Origin of the sequence: Marinilabilia salmonicolor JCM 21150 (assembly GCF_000259075.1) — a bacterium.
GTDB lineage: Bacteria > Bacteroidota > Bacteroidia > Bacteroidales > Marinilabiliaceae > Marinilabilia > Marinilabilia salmonicolor.
Map to the genome: position 1 here is coordinate 19,957 of NZ_AJKI01000053.1, position 18,004 is coordinate 37,960.

An 18,004-nucleotide genomic window follows, 5' to 3' on the forward strand; every position below is an offset into this window, starting at 1 on the left:
GCTTCAGGCCTATTTCTTTTTTTTGTCAGGTGAATAGATGATTCCGTCCAATGCTTTTTTCCCGTCGGGAGTTACAATGACCGCATTGAACATCCATTTCACCAGTCGTACCTCTTCGGAAGTAAATTCTCCCACAGGCATTTTCAACAACAGTTTGTTCCATCCTTTTTTCAACCTAACCGGAATGGGAGCCTTTCCTTCCCAATTTTCGTTGCGAAGAGAAATTTCAGAAGTCCTTTCTTTGTGTTGATTTTCCCAACGGGGCGGGCCTATTTCGTTATCGTTCAGCCAGGCCCGGCTTTCTTTGTAATCCCACTTTCCTTGTGGAGGCGGGATGTCTTTTTCGGATCGGCTGTAGTTCTGGAAACGCAGATGTAGTCCGGCATCCTGTTTTTCCGGTGAGTAAATCCATGTGTAGGCATAGGCGGTATGGTTGGGTTTCGGGTTTTCATAAAAGGAAGGAACAAGGGTTCCCCATACATGCCTCAGGTAGATGCCCGCACCTGTTGCTTTGGTGGTTTCATAAATGTCATTTTCCCACTTGTATTCTTTTTTGATTTTCGTTTCGGGAGGGAATTTCTTTGATAAATAACCTTCATTGGGGAATTGGTCTGTAATCCGCCATTTCACATTGGATTGCTTCACGTAAGCGAAAGGCTCGCCTGCAAACACTTTTTCTTTAAAATGAAGCATCCGGGCTTCAAAGTTGGTGAAAGAGGGATAATCTCTTTTCTCATCAGGCTTAATCAATGTGCCCTCTTTGTAAAAATAATTTTCCCTTCCACCACGCCAGGTGGATTCAGCCAGAGTCAGCATGGAAGGATAAAATCCGTTTTGAGAGAGGATGTCTTTGGTGGATTTTACATGTCGGTCGTTCCACAAAGCGATGATGGAACCAGCCACATCAGGGGTTCCTTCACTCACACCTGCAACATTGCTGTTGTAAAGGGCTACGATGTCAGCAAAAGTGTCGAAATGGTTGATGTAGTGTAGTCGGGAATCGATAGCGGGAGTTCCCGGCAATAATTTCCCCCGTGAGCTCCACATATGAATCATGTCAATTTCGTCAGACTGGTAATTCCATCCCGGGTTCCAGCTGATTACCTTCATCCCTTTATTTCTGATGTATCTAACCATTTCCGGCACAAATTCGGGATTGGTAAAGTGAACCTCATCGGTACCGATGTGAATGTATGGTACATCAGCAAAAACATCGCAGATTTCATCCATCAGCACCTTGAGTTTTTCCATTCCTTTTTCAGATTGCATGTCATGTCCAATTGCCCGTGTAAAAGCAGCACTGTGGCCGGGCATATCTATCTCTGGAATCAGTAGTACCTGATGTTTTTTTGCAAACTGAACCAGTTCTTTGGCTTGTTCAATGGTGTAGAATTTACCCGGTAGGCGTTCGAAGTTGGAACTGTCGGTAAGTTCGGGAAACACTTTGCTTTCCAGTCGCCAGCCAATATCTTCTGTGAGGTGCCAGTGAAATACATTGATCTTGAAGCGGGCCAGCAATTCAATTTGCTTTTTTAATTCCCCGAAAGGAATAAATCCCCGGCCGGTGTCGTGCATAAATCCTCTGATGCGGAATGCGGGCCAGTCGGTGATTGAGCACGTACGGATAACAGGTGTCTGAGAGTCTGCAATAATTAGCTGCTGAAGCGTTTGTATGGCCCGGTAAACGCCCAGGTCAGTGATTGCTTCAATGGTTATCTTATTGTTTCTGATGTTGAGCCGGTAGGCCTCGTTTTTATTCACAGAAGCCTCCTCAATGTCACCAACCTTGTTGACAAGGATGGTGACAGGAGAAGCATCTTTTTGTTTCAGTCCAATGGTATTGAGCCACTGCTCAACAGCTACTTTTTCATCATTTCCTGAAATTGAAGCGAAGGATGCGGGAGTGTTTCCGGAATGCCAGGTCACCTGCTGTGGCATCGGCAGGAGGGAGGGCACTTCTTCCCTTTGAGCCTTGGTGGAAATAGAAAATACCAATGCAAGGAGTATGGTAAAAACTCTTCCGATGTGAGCTGTTTTTATCATTGGATGCTGAAGTTTCATGACTATATGCTTGAAAAGTTCATTCGTTGGCTATTTCTTTAATATTTCAGTAACAGGGATCTTCTGAAAATAGAGGTTTTTAACCCCTTCATACAAAATCCCCACATGCTGCTCATCCACCATGGTCATGCATGAATACCCAAAACCGGGGGCTTCATTTAGTAATATATGATACTCCCCGGGCCATGTGTTCCCCTGATCCAGACTGACTTTAATGGTCATATCCACCCGTTGGTGTTTGCTGGCAGGATTGGAAAAGAAGAGAACCATTTTGTTGTTTTCCTCCACGGTTACATTGCCGGCAATAAGGCTTGCCATACAATTAGGTTCAATAAGGGCCGAATTTGAAGTGGGATGTTCTTCCCAGGTTTGGCCCATATCCTTTGTGACAGCTACAGCGCGACCATTGGTCTCGTCTTTTACTTTTCTGTTTCGGTCGTCCCGCATGTTCAGCATCAGAGAACCATCATTCAGCTCCACTACCTGTGCTTCTGTGGTGTTGGTTTTTGCACCCGTTCCAATATTCCATGTTTCACCTGCATCCTTGCTGTAGATAATTGTGGAATGAGGGGTGAATTGATGGCCGTCTATGGCTTTTTTGCCGATGTCTTCTTTGAACTGTGCAGGAAAAACGAGGGTGCCATCACTCATGCAAATCCCTTTTCCGGGGCCTTGTAACAGAAGCTGCCAGTCAGGATGTTTTATTTGTCTGGTGATGTTGATGGGGTCTGACCATGTTTTTCCGTCGTCTGTGCTTTTAACCAGGAGGAATTGTCCTGTTTCATGAGGCTTAATTCCGGGTTGTGATGCCCACCAGGTCATTTGATCCCGGTCGAAACCATGCATCCACAGTGCTGCCACCCAGATGGTACCGCTATTCTTGTCATATAGAACCGCAGGATCTCCCACGCCGTTCAGGTGTTCGGGCTTTCCTCCCCATTCGCCCATGTCCATGATGACTTGCATGGGCTCCCAGGTTTCTCCGCCATCGGTACTGCGACTCATGCCTACATCGATATGTTCCTGGAGGTCTTTGCTGCGGGTGTAGCGATTATCGTAAACAGCAATCAGCGTTCCTTCATTGGTGGTTACCATGCCCGGAATGCGGTAAGTGTCACAGTTGTCTTGCCCTGCCGCGCGAACCTCAATGGCAGGACGAAATGTTTGCTCAATGCGTGTTTTGAAGATGTCTTTATCGTCGAAAGTTAATTTCATCTCTTCCAGTTTAACTGAAGACGAAATGCTCATTGCTTTTGATGCTGTAAGGTTTAAGAATAATGCAGTTGTGTCATTAACCGCAAGGTCAGTGAGGGAAAACCGCACTGCATCGGTGCTGAATTTTGTTTCTGTGGAAATTTTTTGAGTTGTGTTTGAGGCAGGACTTTTTGTTGACAATGAAGCTTCCTGAAAAACATCGGACAGTTCTTTGTCAAAAGTGAATTCTACTTCAGTAATTTCTTTGTTGCCTTCTTCTCCCGGCACGATTAGAATACTTACAAAACCCTCGGTGTTTTTTTCTTTTACCAGGGGAATTGTTCGGGTATTTGTTCCAATGTTAGAAATCCCGGGGGGGATAACGTCATAATTGTCTTCCGAATGACATCCGCTTAAGAGAGGAATCAGAAGGCCTGCAGCGATAATTTTTTTGATCATGATATTTCCTTTTTTGTTGTTATTCAAGCGTGGACTAATTAATAAGTATAGGTTGTTGTTGTCTTTTTGGGGATGTAAGAAAAATGTCTGTGCAAAAAATATTTAGACCGTAATTTAGTTTTTAAGGGAGAATGTTGAAGGCTTTTGCATCTTCAGCTTAATGGTAAGCAAAAACTGGAGTTGATGCTTTTTTTGAGACCAGTCTCATAATTAAATCGAACAATGTTCCAGTCAGTTGTCTCAGGTTTTCTTTTATAGATGATAATGGAATTCCTCTACTAATTCAACCTCTAAATTGTCTATGGACGAGCTGTTGAGGTTAAGGTTTCTTGTTTTGCTTATATAAGCAATATCTTAGAGTTGGGGTCTCCTTTTTCTTATTCAGTACTCTATATGTAATACATAATCACGCGTCGAATTTATTTAAAATATGGCGTAAAAACCAAATTATTTTTTAAGATTTGTAGGTGGAATATATTATGCAATACATAATTTATTATGGAAGATTTTAATAGAGAGCACTTTCGGATTGATACCCGAAGCCTGGTTGATAAGGTTGAGATGACCTTAATAGACTATTTAATTCGTAAAAAACTGAAACCCGGAGACAGAATACCCAAAGAAATTGAGTTAGTTGAGGTTCTTGGTGTTAGTCGTACGGTAGTGAGGGAATCGCTTAATCGTCTAAAAACGATTGGGTTGATAGAGTCAGTTAAACACAGAGGGGCTGTTATCAAAAGTCCTGACCTGCTTGAAGTGTTAAAAAAAGCTATAATTCCGGGCGTGATGGACAGCAGTACCCTCCGCGATATATTTGAACTGCGTTTGGTGCTCGAGATTGGAATGGGTGATCTTATCTTCAAGCGGAAGAAACCGGAAGATATCCGGGAACTGCATAAAATAGTGGAGAATGAACCAGATTCAAGTGAAAATGTGCTTTTTGAAATTGATCATGAAATAAAATTTCACAGCAAGCTGTATCAGATTACCGGAAATCAGACCATGATGAATTTTCAGACTCTTCTGCTACCGGTTTTTAGTTATGTTTACGACTCTAAATTGGTTGAGCGGCCTGTCGAAAAAAAGACCTATATGTCGCATAAGCAACTGGTGGAGATATTGGAATATGGAAGTGCTGAGAAATTCAGAGAAGCGATGCGTATGCATCTGGAGAATCATTTTCAGCGGTTGTTTGGAACCGACCCTGTTTCTTCTTAACTTATCACTTAACTTGGTTTCGTTTCATTTTGAATTTCAGACATGAAAAACTTGATAATCATTCTTGTTTTTTCTTCTTCCTTATTGACCGGACTTTGGGGACAGGCGAACTATCACTTTGAGCAGATTTCTCTGGAACAAGGGCTTTCTGAACCCATGGTTCAATCCATTTTGCGGGATGACAAAGGGCTTCTCTGGATTGGGACCATTGATGGTCTTAACAGGTATGATGGTAATGAAATGATTACTTACTATAGAGATAGTAAAGATCCAACCTCTATTCCCGGGAATCATATCTATTTTGTAAAAAAAGATGACAATCAGAATCTCTGGATAGGAACGAGTCAGGGGCTTGCAAGGTATGAACCGCGTACCAATGGGTTTGACAGAGTGGAACTTTCAGAAGAGCAGTGGGAGAGTGATTATTCAGGTTTTTTGGAGTTGGAAGACAAGGTTGTTTTTGGAAGCTCTGATCACCTCGTAATTTACTCAAAAAACGACCAATCTTATAAATTACTGTCTTTTAAGGGTGAGGTTGGTTTGATATCCCTTCAGTATTCCATCCTTCCCTGGGATGAAGAGCATGTTTTAATTGGATCCATTTGGAATGGATTGTTTCTATGTCATCTGTTGACAGGTGAGGTTGAGCGCCTTGATTGGGATCTGGGCAGTCGAATTATGGATTTAACTATTGATCAGGCAGGGAAGGTCTGGCTGAGCGTATATGGTCAAGGTTTGATGAAGTTTAATCGCCGAGGTGAGTTAGAGGCATCTTATAAGAGTGCAGATTCAGGTTTAACGAATGATATTATTCTGGACATTTGTTTGGTTGACAGCACTATCTGGATTGGTACAGACGGTGGTGGAGTGAATGTCCTTTATCCCGACAAAGGTGAAATTCTTCCCTTGTCAAATGTTACGCACGAACAAGTCTTTAGTCAGTTGAATTCAATTTACGAGATTTATCAGGATGATTATTCAAATATTTGGTTAGGAACTATTCGGGGAGGAGTTTTTGGGGTTAGAAATACAGGTATCTCTTCTTTCTCTGAAGCTCCCCTGGGAACAAATTTAGGAACAACAAACCCTTCGGTAGTCAGTTTGGTTGAAGCGACTGACGGTACCATTTGGGTAGGCACAGACGGAGGCGGAATCAATGCTTTTTACCCGGACAGTAACAGATTTGAGCATTTCCCATCTACCTTATCTTTAAAGGTAAATGGCATGTCCACAATGCCTGGGGGCAAGTTGTTACTTAATGATTATGGTCACAGACCCAGAGTCTTTGATATTGATACGCATAAATTAAAGGATTTTCTTCCCGAGAAGCTGGGGGACTTTGATTTGCCGGGAACCGGTCGGTTAGGGGTAAATATGCATAGGGTTGATGAACGGATCTTTATTTTTCAGGATTCAATATTTGTTTACAATAATTCTGACAATAAAATTAGAAAGCTGGAACTGGAAGGTGTCCGACCGATGGAAGGGGAATTAAAGTTTGCCGGTAGGATGATGGAGAATATTATTCTTTATGGTAATCAGAGGATTTATCGGTTTAATTATCACCAGGAAGAAATTGATTTATTGTTTAGTGCAGAAAAACTGTCAGAGGATATGATTTATTCTGCCTGTATGTCACCCGATGGGATGATTTGGATCGGGGGCGCCAGAGGAATTTACCAGGTTACACAGTCCGGACGTGTTATTAGCAATGAAGAGTCTGATGTTTTTAGAAAGGTAACCAGTATTATTGCAGATCATAAGAATCGTATTTGGTTTGGAACCTCCGGAAGCTTATTTAGCTATCACAAAGAGTTGGATGTCATTCAATCTTACGGACCGTCAGATGGTGTTAGACCCAATCAGTTTTTGCACAAGCCAGTTTTGAGGGCACGAAACGGAGATGTGTACATGGGAGGGGTCGCTGGTTTTGTCAGAATTAGAGCAGAACGATTATATGAAGATTTGGAATCCGTTGCAGAACCTTCCATTGTTAAGTTGAAGCAAGACGGGCGTTTGTTGGATGAAAAGCAATTCCAAAGCTTTTCTGAACAGGGTAAGGTTTTTTTGCCACACAATTTTAATAATCTGGAAGTTCAATTGTTTTTTAATGATGAGGAACTTTTTAATAAGCAATATTACAGATATTGGCTTAAGGGAGCAATGATGGATACCATCGAAACCACATCGATGAATCTTAGTTTCTCAAATCTGGAGCATGGGGATTATACTCTTTATGTTTTTGCAAAAACATCTGAGGGATTGTGGGGAAAAGCTGAAAATCTATTGGAAATTAAAGTTAAGCCTGCCTGGTGGAATACCTGGTGGTTTTATTTGTTGGCATCATTGCTCTTTGGAGGGTTATTGTACCTTGTCAGGTCCCTCATATACAGTCGGGCAATGGATAAAATGCAGGTACAGCTTATAAAAAGAGAGAACCAGTTAAATGAACAGAAGGTTAATTTTCTGGTTAATATCTCCCACGAGTTGAGAACCCCTTTGAGCTTAATATACAATCCACTTGAAAGGATGTTGAAAGGGCTTTGCAATTTAAAGGAGGAGCAGGCTCAATGGCTGCAGAATATATTCCGGAACGTAAATTATATTAAAGGACTTATTGATCAATTGATGGACTACTCCAGAATGGAGAGTGCTGAAAATAAATTAGAGCTATCCTCTACAGTGTTTAATCAATGGTTGCTTTCAACAGTTAGAGAATTTGAGAATGTTTTTAGAAATGTGGGGATTGGATTTGAGTTTGAGTTAGATGATAGAATTGGCGAGGCCTCCTTTGATTATGTAAAACTAAAGCGGGTTATTCATAACTTTCTGATGAATGTTTTGCGTCATGCACCTGAGACAAAAACTGTTACCATCAGTAGTCAATTGCTTTCCAACCAAAGAGTTCGTGTAACAGTTGGAGATGAGGGACCGGGTTTTTCTGCTGATAATGTCGAAAGAATTTTTGAACGCTATTATACTGACAAGGAGAACGATGGTGGAACGGGAATAGGATTGGCTTTTTCCAAAATGCTTATTCAGATGCATCAAGGGAAAATAGGAGCTGTGAATAGGGAAAAAACAGGAGCTGAGTTGTACTTTGAATTGCCGATGATTTCCGGAGGAGAGAATAATGCAGTTGAGGCAGAGAAAGAAATTTTTCGGGATAACGTTCAGGAGCAGGAAAATCAGCAAGCAGATATTGTGGATAAAGAGGCGTTGGGTCACTTAACTGTTTTATTGGTAGAGGATGACCGGGAATTGTTAAGTTTTTTAAAGGAAACATTAAAAGGGATGTTTAAAAAAGTGCTGACTGCCGGAAATGGGCGCGAAGCGTTGGATACTATTGGCACCGACAGCCCCGATCTTGTCATCAGCGATGTGATGATGCCGGTGATGGATGGTTGGGAACTATGCAGAACTTTGAAATCAGACCCGGAAATCAGTCACATACCCGTAATTCTGCTAACCGCCAGGAGTTCCGAGGCGGATTCGGTTCACGGATATAAACTGGGAGCCGATCATTACCTGACCAAACCGGTCAGTCTTGATCTGCTGACTTCGGTAGTGCAGAATCTGGTACATTCCAGGGCGGACCTGAGAAAGAAATACCGGGAGAACAGGAATGTGGTGGATGTGGCAGATGTTACGTTTAGTAATGCGGATGAAAAGTTTCTGAATAAATTGAATGAAATTATAGAGAAAGAGATTGAGAATCCCGGATTGAACGTGGATTTGCTGGTCGATCGTATGGCAATGAGCCGGGCTTCTTTATATACAATGGTAAAAGCTGTGGTGGGTACCGGTGTGAATAACTACATCAATGAGTACAAAATTAATTTTGCTTCAAGAATGTTGAAAGAAACAGATCTGTCGATTGCCGAAATTTCTTTTAAACTTGGATTCTCAAGTCAGGGTTATTTTAGTACGCTATTTAAGCAACAAACCGGGTATTCCCCTAAAAAGTACCGGCAGGTTGAGTAATGTTTGGTAAAAAAACTTGATACTTTTGTAATGAACAAAAAGTTATTAATGATCCTGTTTGTAGTGTAAGGTTTGTAAACCATCCATTGAGTTATCAGGAATTCTCTGGTCCATCTACCTTAATCATAAAACAGGTTAATCATAATCAGGCTGAAAGCCTGACAGCAATAGCCTGGGGCTCCGCCAAGGGGTTATAGTTATCCCTCACGCCCACTCTCTCTCTTTATTACAATTTTCCCAGGTGTCCGGTTAAAAAATTGAGATTGCTTCACTACGTTCGCAATGACGGGGCTTTACATGAAACTGAGGGTTGGTAGGGGTTGATTTTCGGCAACGCCGAAAATCAACCCCTACCAACCCTGCTAAACTCTTTTAGACGCTGTCATTGCGAGCAGAGCGAAGCAATCTTCTTTCATAATAACAGTTTTTTCCGGACAATAGTGAAAATTTATCTAAGTTATTGGTCTGATGGAACTCGCATGTAAGAATATTATACATATTCTATTGTGGTTCCATTGCCATGCTCGTTTCATTAGCCTAAAATTTTGTAATTATATGAAAAAGAACTAATTAAATATTTGAGAACGAATGGAACCGCTTCGCTCTCGCATAATATTTTTTAACATGTTCTCTCGTGATATTTATGTTTAAAATTATCATGCTCGTTTCATTGCAATGTTTTTTCCGGGCCGATGAGAAATGGACTACATATCATATCATTCCTTTTCTATTATTGTATTTGTATTTATAAAGCTGTTTAAAGTCTCCTTTTCAAAAGGCTAAAGAAACCTTAAACAAAGACAATATTGAAAAAATAACAGTTAAAACCAGAAAAATACGAGGTTGATAAAATCTATTTTTGACTTTACCGGGAAAAGTTAAATGAGGTGAGAAAGACATTTTTTGTCCATGGAAAACTTCCAAACATAAAAATGTTTTGATCGCTTAATTCAAAACAAGATTAAAACTTCGTATTCATGTGTCAACGATTCAATTCTAAGAAAATTATTACAGGGCTTTTTATTGCTTTCTTTGCTCTTCTGTCTCAAAATCAAACAGCTCAGATAAATGTTGTTCCGGTTCCCCGGGAGGTAACCATGCATCCCGGCGTCTTCCGTTTTGATGGAAATACCCGTTGGGTTACGGAAAACAGGACGCAGGAAAAACTGCTGGTAGATTATCTGGAGTATTTCAGGGTATCAGTCAACATAGGGTATCGTCCCGAATTTGGTAGTGAAAATGTAAAAAATGCGGTTGTTTTTCGTACCAACAATGGCTTGCCGGACGAAGGATATCTGTTGGATGTGAAAAACGATGTTGTAAGACTGGAGGCTTCTTCCACTTCAGGATTTCAATATGGAATGAATACCCTGATGCAACTGCTACCCCCTGAGATTTATTCGAGCAAGTGGGAAAAAGATATTGAATGGGAAGTTCCGGGTGTTACTGTTAAAGACTATCCACGCTTCAGTTACAGAGGTTTTATGTTGGATGTGGCACGTAAATTTATGCCTAAGGAGCATGTTCTCAAGATCATTGATTATCTGGCATTGCACAAAATCAATTATCTTCATTTGCACCTGGTCGATGACAATGGATGGCGCCTGGAGATCAAAAAGTATCCTGAATTAACGGATGTGGGCGCATGGCGGGCAGATCGATATAATTATTTTTCAGCTCGACAGAATCCTGTTGATGGGGAACCTACGTCTGTTGGGGGCTACTACTCACAGAGAGATATACGGGATATTGTTGCGTACGCTGCCAGCAAGCAAATAGAAGTGATACCGGAAATTGAAATGCCCGCTCATACGGTATCTTCATTGTCGGCGTTTCCCCACCTTGACTGCCCTGTGGTGGAAGGATCAATTAATGTGTTACCCGGAATTGGTAGTGATATGAGTTCCGTGATATACTGTGCCGGAAATGATTCTGTTTTCACTTTTTTGGAGGATGTGATTGATGAGGTGGCTGAACTGTTCCCGTCGAGATATATCCATATTGGCGGTGATGAAGCATGGAAAGATAACTGGGAGAAGTGCCCGCTTTGTCAGAACAGGATAAATGAGGAAGGTCTTGCAGATGAAGAAGCACTTCAGGCATGGTTCGTCAACCGGATGGGTGACTACATTCGCGGAAAAGGGAAGAAGGTCATGGGCTGGGATGAACTCACCAATGGAGAGATTCCTGAAGGCGCTAACATATTTGGTTGGAGAGGTGATGGTCGTCATGCATTGAAGGCTGCAGATCAGGGATTCCCATTTATTATGTCCCCTGCCATTCCGTTTTATTTTATTCGTTACCAGGGCCCTCAGTGGTTTGAGCCATTTACTTATTTTGGGAACAATACGCTGCTGGATGTTTATAATTATGAACCTGCTGATGACATGAATCCCGGTCAGTTTGAATTGCTGAAAGGCGTTCAGGCATGTTTGTGGAGTGAATTTATCGATGATCCGGAGGAGGCAGAATACATGATATTTCCCCGGTTGGCAGCATTCTCGGAGGTTGCCTGGAGTAATCCTGGAAATCGCGACTGGAGAGCATTTCTACCCCGGTTGGATAATCTTACCAGTATTTACGACCATTTGGGGGTGAATTATGCTTCCAAGTCAATGTATAATTTGTTTCATACGGTTCGTCCGTTGAATGGAGATCTTGAAATTGACTTGTCGTGTATCCGGCCCGATGTGGATGTTAGATATACGACTGACGGGAGTGAGCCTGATGCCTCTTCAACGATATTTGATGCCCCATTCAAAGTAAAGAATGGAGAGATTGTCCGTGCTGCTTCATTTGTTGGAGCAGAAAGAAAAGGGGAGATATTGACACTGAATCTGAGGTACAATAAAGCTACCGGAGCCATCGTGGTGTCTGAGGAACCCAATTCCGGTGCTTTAACCAACGGTTTACTGGGAAGTGAGAAGCTTACTGACGGGGAGCATGTTGATCTTTACAATCGTGGTGGTGAATTTGTAATTGACCTGGGTAAGACGAAGTCCTTTTCAAATGTTACGCTCAGTTTTCTGAACAATTATGGTCGTGCTGTGCATCTACCTTCTGAAATTCAGATTTCAGTAAGTGAAAATGGACGCAAATATCGTTTGGTGGTCGATCGAACATTTTCAGAACATGAACGCATATCAGAGGGGATTAAGCATGAAATGGTTGGACTTGATCTGGATCAGATGAATGCCCGTTATGTGAAGATCATCCTCAAAGCAACCGGGATAATGCCGGAAGGACATGTATTGGAAAATGATCCGGGAAGGATTGGGTTTGATGAAGTAATGGTAGAGTAATCTTCAGGATTAGGTAATATAAAAGGGCTGCCTCGCGAGAAGCAGCCCTTTGTTTTTACTTTGGAGATTGGTTTTAGTTATTTGAACCGGCTCCGTATTGTGGGTTGTTTTTGTCGAACCACAATCTTTCAGTATTCAGAACTTGAGGATCTAATGTTCCTGTGGTAAATCCTTGTTCAGTAACAGAATTCAACTCGTTTTCGTAGTTTTTGCTATCTTCAGTGGGCGTGCCAATTCTAAAACGACGTGGTAATGTTATCTCATTACCGGAAGATAACAAATCTTCCCAAGCGAGATAGTTACTGTTCTTTTTAGGAATTCCAGCTCTGCGCACCAGTGTCCACATATCATTTGGGGTGTTTGCAAAGTTGATATACTGTTGGATGTAAACCTTTTCCAGTCCGTCTGTTGTTAAATCATATGCCGGTTGGGTTAGCAGCGCATCAATCTCTCCTTCCTTTAATTTAGTAGAAGCGGCTTCTGCTTTATCTTCAGCTTCAGGTCCTTTCTCCAAAGCATAAACCGGATCACTTTCGTAATAAGGCATTTGATTATTGTCAGCAATAGCATCCATTCTTCTGACAGACAATCTTACTCCCTGGTCAAAATAATCCTGTGCAGCTCCCGGGATGTTTGCTCCCAATAATTTGAATTCAGCCAGGTAAAGATTGGTCTCAGCTGATGATCCTAATACTACATTCAGAGGAGGGTCGTTGTCTTTTAGCTGGATTACACTTCCCCCTGGTTTTGTGGGATAAGTGTAGTCGTAAGAGGTTCTGACTACTTTTTCTGAATACAAAGAGGTTCCTGCATACGATTTTTCTGCGTCTCCGGCGGAGATTCTAAACAGTGATCCCTGGTTGAAGTAGATGTCATTTTCGCCTTCAAGCTGAGCATCCGGGGCCAAAGGAATTCCATGGTAACGAACCCAGGGTTCACCGGGACCTGCCCATCCTGCGAAATTTCCATCTCCGTCATAGGTGACATATTGCTCCACGTATGGAGGAAGATCAACTTCTGCATCAATAAAAGCTTGTACAACTTCAGCGTTGAAACCGTTTTTCTCGAAAATGAAACGTAAGCGGGGATCCAGGTTGTCACGTAAAAAGTTGATTACGTTCTGACCTCCATAACCAATCCACATTTCTTCCAGAGTTCCGTAATACTTTATTCCACGGTGGTAGATAAAGTCATCACCCAGAGCATTCATGTAGCCCGCTTCTGATGTGGCAACTTCTTCTGCAATCTGAAGGGCTTTTTGCAAATCGATGTTAATCATTCTGGCGGCAATCTTCAGCTTGAGAAGGTTGCAAAATTTTGCCCATTTTGAATAGTCTCCATTGTAGATTAAATCCTGAGTACCAAAGTCGATTTGGTTTTCAGCATTAGTAAGAATACTAATTGCTTCGTCTAATTGATTTAACCAAAGATTGTATAGCTCTTCCTGATTGTCATACTCGGGAGTAATTAACGGAGGGTTGGTGAAAGGAGCCATACCTGCCTCTTCATAAATTACTGAACCTACGAGGTCAGAATTTGCCATTGCCGGCAATATCTGAACAGGGTAAGTGATTGCTTTGAGGACCTGATGTCTGGCCTTTTCTTCGTCACCCATTTGATCAATCCGATACTGAATATCTCTTGTTTGAGGGAACAGAGCACGATAAATGTTTTGAGATCCATATGGGCCCATTTCATTGAGGTCAGGACCATTGCCTCCCTGTTCTGAGGTCAGCTGAGACCATGGGAAGATGTACTGAAAGTTGTTGTAGAACCAGGTTGTATAGTCATTCTCATACATTTGCTCAACGGCTTTGGTAAGAGAAAAACGCAAATCGGGTTCATCCAGGACTGCCGGATCAGTATTCAATTCGGCAAACTCATCTTTATCACAGCCTATGGCCGTAATAAGGAAAAGAGCTAATAGGATAAATGATATATTTTTCATAACAATTAATACTTTTAGTTATTCTTAGAAGTCAACTTTTACGGTGAAAGTATAGCTTGCGGTATAAGGCATAAACGAACGCTCCAGGAAGCTTTCTGTACTGGTAGTTCCCCGGAATCCTTCGGGATTTAGATTGTTGGGCATTGAGTTGTAAAGATAACCCAGGTTTCGTGCGTTAAAAGCAACGTAGAGGTTCTGAGCTTTGATGGATTGAGCTATACTTTTGGGGAGGTTATATCCTACAGAGATATTTCGTAAAGCAATGTACTTAACTTCTTCAAACCAATCATCATTTACGACACCGCTTCCCCATGAATTGTTGAAATAAGTGTGCGTTCCAGCATGTGTAGGCTCAACGTATCCTGCATCAAAAGCTTCCTGGTAGGTCATTCCTCCTACATCAACAGTTGATCCATTAGGTGCAGTAACTGTTTGTCCTTCCTGAAAGACTCCGTCAGGTATGATTCCATCTGAATATGTTCTTCCTTCAGTATCAGAATATTCTGAAGTCCATTCCATACCTCCATGTTGCGGGTCGCGTCCGGCAAGAGATGTCTCAAGCCATCCGTAAGCAGTACCATAACGGTTTGCATATGATGCAAGGTGTCCTCCATATCTGGCATCCAAAAGAACTGACAAGGTGAGCCCTTTAAAACTGAAACTGTTGTCCCATGAGCCTTCAAAGTCTGGCTGCATCTTACCAACTTCTTCCACCTCATAACTGCGTGTATAATATGCGCCTCTCCAGTCATCTCTCCAGGTAAGAACTTTCATTCCGTTCCGGGGATCATTGGCATCTTCAGATTGCCATACTTTTGGTTTGCTGTCTGACATCAGAACACCATACTCACCGCCTTCGTAGGCAACCGAACCAATCCGGAAGTTTCCATAATCAACATAACCACCAAGTACACGATATGCACCATAATCTTCGTGCAACTCAGTGATTTTGGTCGTGTTGTCCCAATAGTTGAAAGTTGTGGTCCAGTTAAAGTTTGATGTTTTAACCGGGGTTAGTTTCAAACTTATTTCAAGACCTGAATTGTTCAATGTTCCAACATTGGTCAATAATTCATTAACTCCGGATTCATAAGGGATAGGAACATTACCGATTTGGTTCTCAATGGTTTCATCGTAATAGGTAACATCCAAACCAACCCGATTCTGTAACATTCTTAAATCCAAACCTGCTTCAAATGAGTTTTTGCGTTCCGGTTTAATGTCAGGATCTACAGATGTTGTTGACCTTGTATTGTAATAAGCAAAGCTTGACTCATTGATTTGATGGTTTCCGACAGAATATCCCTTGTTGATATTGTAAGGATCTGTGTCATTACCTACTTGTGCCCATGATAAACGAACTTTTCCGAAGGTCATCCATGACGGTGTGTCAAATGATTCGGTGAAAATCCATGATGAACTAACAGAAGGGTAAAAGTAGGAGTAGTTTCCTGTACCATCGGTATAAACTAAAGAAGAAGACCAGTCGTTTCGTCCTGTGATGTCAAGGAACAATTGGTCTCTCCATCCAAAATTTGCCAGGAAGTAAAGCGAATTAATCTGTTTTGTTCCATATATACGTCCTTCGCTGAGCTTGGTCTTTTTGGAGTTGTCCAGAAAGAATTTACCGGGAACAATCAGTCCTCCGTCAGTCCAGGCACGGGTCATTGACATTTCCTGGTCAAAAATTTCCCCACCGAGCATTACACTGGTTGAGATATCTTCAGTGATGTCACCATTGATGTTGGCTACTAATTTCCCGGTGCGACTAACATTCCGGTCATGTTTCAATTCGTAGTATCCTCCTTCATTGGCATATCCTTGTCCTAGTTGCTTAAGTTCATGTTCCATGGTATAATGGTTCATGTTTCCTTCGGCTGTGATGGAAACCCAATCGGAGAGATCGGCTGTTAATCTTACAATCGGACGGGTTACCTGTTCTTTTCGAACATTCTCATTCATGTTATATGAAAACCAAATGGAGTTTCCGGGGACATATGCGTATTTGTCTCCATATGCACTGTTTGGTGTTCCGCCATGTGAAGCCTGATAAATTTCTCTTTCTTTCCAACGCTCAGTATCATAGAGATTGTTTAGACCACCTGTTGCAAATTGCTGTGCAAGGTCGTTTTGTGGATTCTTGGGCGTGGATGTAGTAAAAGAGATTGATGCTTCAGCTCTAAGCCAACTGGCTAAATTGTATGAGCCGGAAAATTTGGTTGCATTTCTGCTGAAGGTGTTTTTTGGCAAGGTACCATTCCTGTAGTTGTAAGAATGGGAGAGGTAAAAATTACCATCCTCATTTCCACCCTTCAAGGCAACAGATGTGTTATTGTTTATTCCCAGATCATAAGCATCAAGCATATTGTCTTTTGCAGGCAGATATGGACGCATTTCCCCATCGTAATGTTCTACCATCCGGCCATCATATTTCGGACCGAATCCGTAACCTCCGCCCCATGGATGGCTTCGGAATGATGGATCTCCATTGCTGTTTAAGTAGAATTGCTGAGAATCAAATCGATAATATCTGTCGTTGGCATCTTTCTCTCCATAATCGATATAGCCAGGCATAACCCCCGGACCGTATTCGTATTGAAGATCAGGTGTGTTATACACGTGATCAATACCAACGGTTTGACTTACTGAAACACCTATTCCTTTGGCTCCTTCACCATCTTTTGTTGTGATTACGACGGCGCCATTAATACCTCGTGATCCATACAGTGCTGTTGCAGCGGCACCTTTTAGTACCGAAACAGACTCGTATTCATCCGGGTTTAGGTTTTTCAACATGTTTCCAAAATCGTTGGAGCTGGCAGCCCAGTCGGCAGAAGAATCTGTAATATTGTTGTCAAGAATGACTCCATCAACAACAAAAATTGGTTGGTTGTTTTTTGAATTCATAACAGATACTCCCCGAATCTGGATCTTAGAGTTTCCAAACAGGCCACCATCAGAAGCACCGATGGTCAAACCGGTTGATTTACCCTGAAGTGCCTGTACAGGGTTGACGGTGTTTGTGGATGCGATTTCATCCCCAGCCACTTCTGTCATTCCGTAACCCAGTTTTTTGGTCTCTCTCTTTATCCCCAGGGCGGTTACTACCACCTCGTCAAGGCCCAGACTCTCTTCCTCAAGGGTTACATTGATGGTTGAACGACCTTCTACCGGAATAACCTGTGTGTTAAATCCGATAAATGAAAATACCAGGGTGCCGTTTTCGGGGGCATCCAGGCTATAGTTACCATCCATGTCGGTGATGGTTCCTGTGGTGGTTCCCTGTATCACAATGTTTGCTCCCGGAACAGGCATTCCTTGTGTGTCCTGAACATTACCTGAAACTGTAATTGTTTGTTGCTGTTGCAGGCTTGAAATGACTTTTTCATTGTTCTCATCAGCAAAAGCTGAAGAAGCTCCCCCAAAAGCCAGTAACCCGGCTAATGTTAAAGCCCCAATTTTGCTGTTCCATTTCCCCGTTTCCAGGGGGAAACAACTTTTTAATCGCCTCATAGACTAGATTTTTAATTAATAATTAAGTAAAACATAAACCTGACTTTTAAATTGAATTTCATTCAATTTACAAATTTTTACATAAAATGGCTTCATTGATTAACTTTCTTTTGTTAAAAAAGAATAGAGTTAATTCTTTAATGGTGTTTTATATTGTGCAAATGTATTATTTTTTATTTCTTTTGCACATTCTTTTATTATTTTTTTACAAAAGTTTCTTTTGTTGGCCGGGTTATTCTTGTTTGTTTTTATTGTTTAACGAACAATGGCTAATACAAAAAACTACAATAAAAGACAAAAATTAACGGTGTCAATGTTTTTTGTC

Annotated in this window: 7 protein-coding genes; 3 read left to right on the forward strand and 4 right to left on the reverse strand. The window is 41.7% G+C overall.

Features of this window, described 5'->3' with window-relative positions:
• Window positions 1-9 precede the first annotated feature (9 nt).
• Window positions 10-2,043 (reverse strand): family 20 glycosylhydrolase, encoded by a 2,034-nt coding sequence (locus tag W7W_RS0119320; RefSeq protein WP_010665288.1) that lies wholly within the window; start codon window positions 2,041-2,043, stop codon window positions 10-12.
• 48 nt (window positions 2,044-2,091) lie between these two features.
• A complete protein-coding gene (locus tag W7W_RS0119325; RefSeq protein ID WP_010665289.1) occupies window positions 2,092-3,714 on the reverse strand; it encodes a sialidase family protein in 1,623 nt (540 codons plus the stop codon).
• Window positions 3,715-4,212: 498 nt separating this feature from the next.
• Here W7W_RS0119325 and W7W_RS0119330 point away from each other — a divergent pair, with 498 nt between their 5' ends.
• The 3 genes from W7W_RS0119330 to W7W_RS0119340 all read left to right on the forward strand — a co-directional run bounded on the left by W7W_RS0119330 (window position 4,213) and on the right by W7W_RS0119340 (window position 12,218).
• Complete coding sequence (locus W7W_RS0119330) at window positions 4,213-4,932, forward strand: FadR/GntR family transcriptional regulator (RefSeq protein ID WP_010665290.1); 720 nt, start codon at window positions 4,213-4,215, stop codon at window positions 4,930-4,932.
• Between the two features lie 42 nt (window positions 4,933-4,974).
• Window positions 4,975-8,916, forward strand: coding sequence for a hybrid sensor histidine kinase/response regulator transcription factor (locus W7W_RS0119335; protein WP_010665291.1), 3,942 nt, complete (start codon window positions 4,975-4,977; stop codon window positions 8,914-8,916).
• A 977-nt stretch (window positions 8,917-9,893) separates the two neighbouring features.
• Window positions 9,894-12,218, forward strand: a complete 2,325-nt coding sequence (locus W7W_RS0119340; protein ID WP_010665292.1) for a family 20 glycosylhydrolase — start codon at window positions 9,894-9,896, stop codon at window positions 12,216-12,218.
• A 73-nt stretch (window positions 12,219-12,291) separates the two neighbouring features.
• On the opposite strand, the gene W7W_RS0119345 is transcribed toward W7W_RS0119340, so the two are convergent.
• Together W7W_RS0119345 and W7W_RS0119350 are read right to left on the reverse strand one after the other, a co-directional pair.
• Window positions 12,292-14,166, reverse strand: coding sequence for a SusD/RagB family nutrient-binding outer membrane lipoprotein (locus W7W_RS0119345; RefSeq protein ID WP_010665293.1), 1,875 nt, complete (start codon window positions 14,164-14,166; stop codon window positions 12,292-12,294).
• Between the two features lie 24 nt (window positions 14,167-14,190).
• On the reverse strand, window positions 14,191-17,679 hold the full coding sequence (locus W7W_RS0119350; protein ID WP_010665294.1) for a SusC/RagA family TonB-linked outer membrane protein: 3,489 nt from the start codon (window positions 17,677-17,679) through the stop codon (window positions 14,191-14,193).
• Window positions 17,680-18,004: the final 325 nt, after the last annotated feature.

Bases quoted from the DNA above. Each gene is read 5' to 3' on its own strand.
- W7W_RS0119345 (WP_010665293.1), bottom strand. From the start codon at position 14,166: ATGAAAAATATATCATTTATCCTATTAGCTCTTTTCCTTATTACGGCC.
- W7W_RS0119350 (WP_010665294.1), bottom strand. From the start codon at position 17,679: ATGAGGCGATTAAAAAGTTGTTTCCCCCTGGAAACGGGGAAATGGAAC.
- W7W_RS0119325 (WP_010665289.1), bottom strand. From the start codon at position 3,714: ATGATCAAAAAAATTATCGCTGCAGGCCTTCTGATTCCTCTCTTAAGC.
- W7W_RS0119320 (WP_010665288.1), bottom strand. From the start codon at position 2,043: ATGATAAAAACAGCTCACATCGGAAGAGTTTTTACCATACTCCTTGCA.
- W7W_RS0119340 (WP_010665292.1), top strand. From the start codon at position 9,894: ATGTGTCAACGATTCAATTCTAAGAAAATTATTACAGGGCTTTTTATT.
- W7W_RS0119335 (WP_010665291.1), top strand. From the start codon at position 4,975: ATGAAAAACTTGATAATCATTCTTGTTTTTTCTTCTTCCTTATTGACC.
- W7W_RS0119330 (WP_010665290.1), top strand. From the start codon at position 4,213: ATGGAAGATTTTAATAGAGAGCACTTTCGGATTGATACCCGAAGCCTG.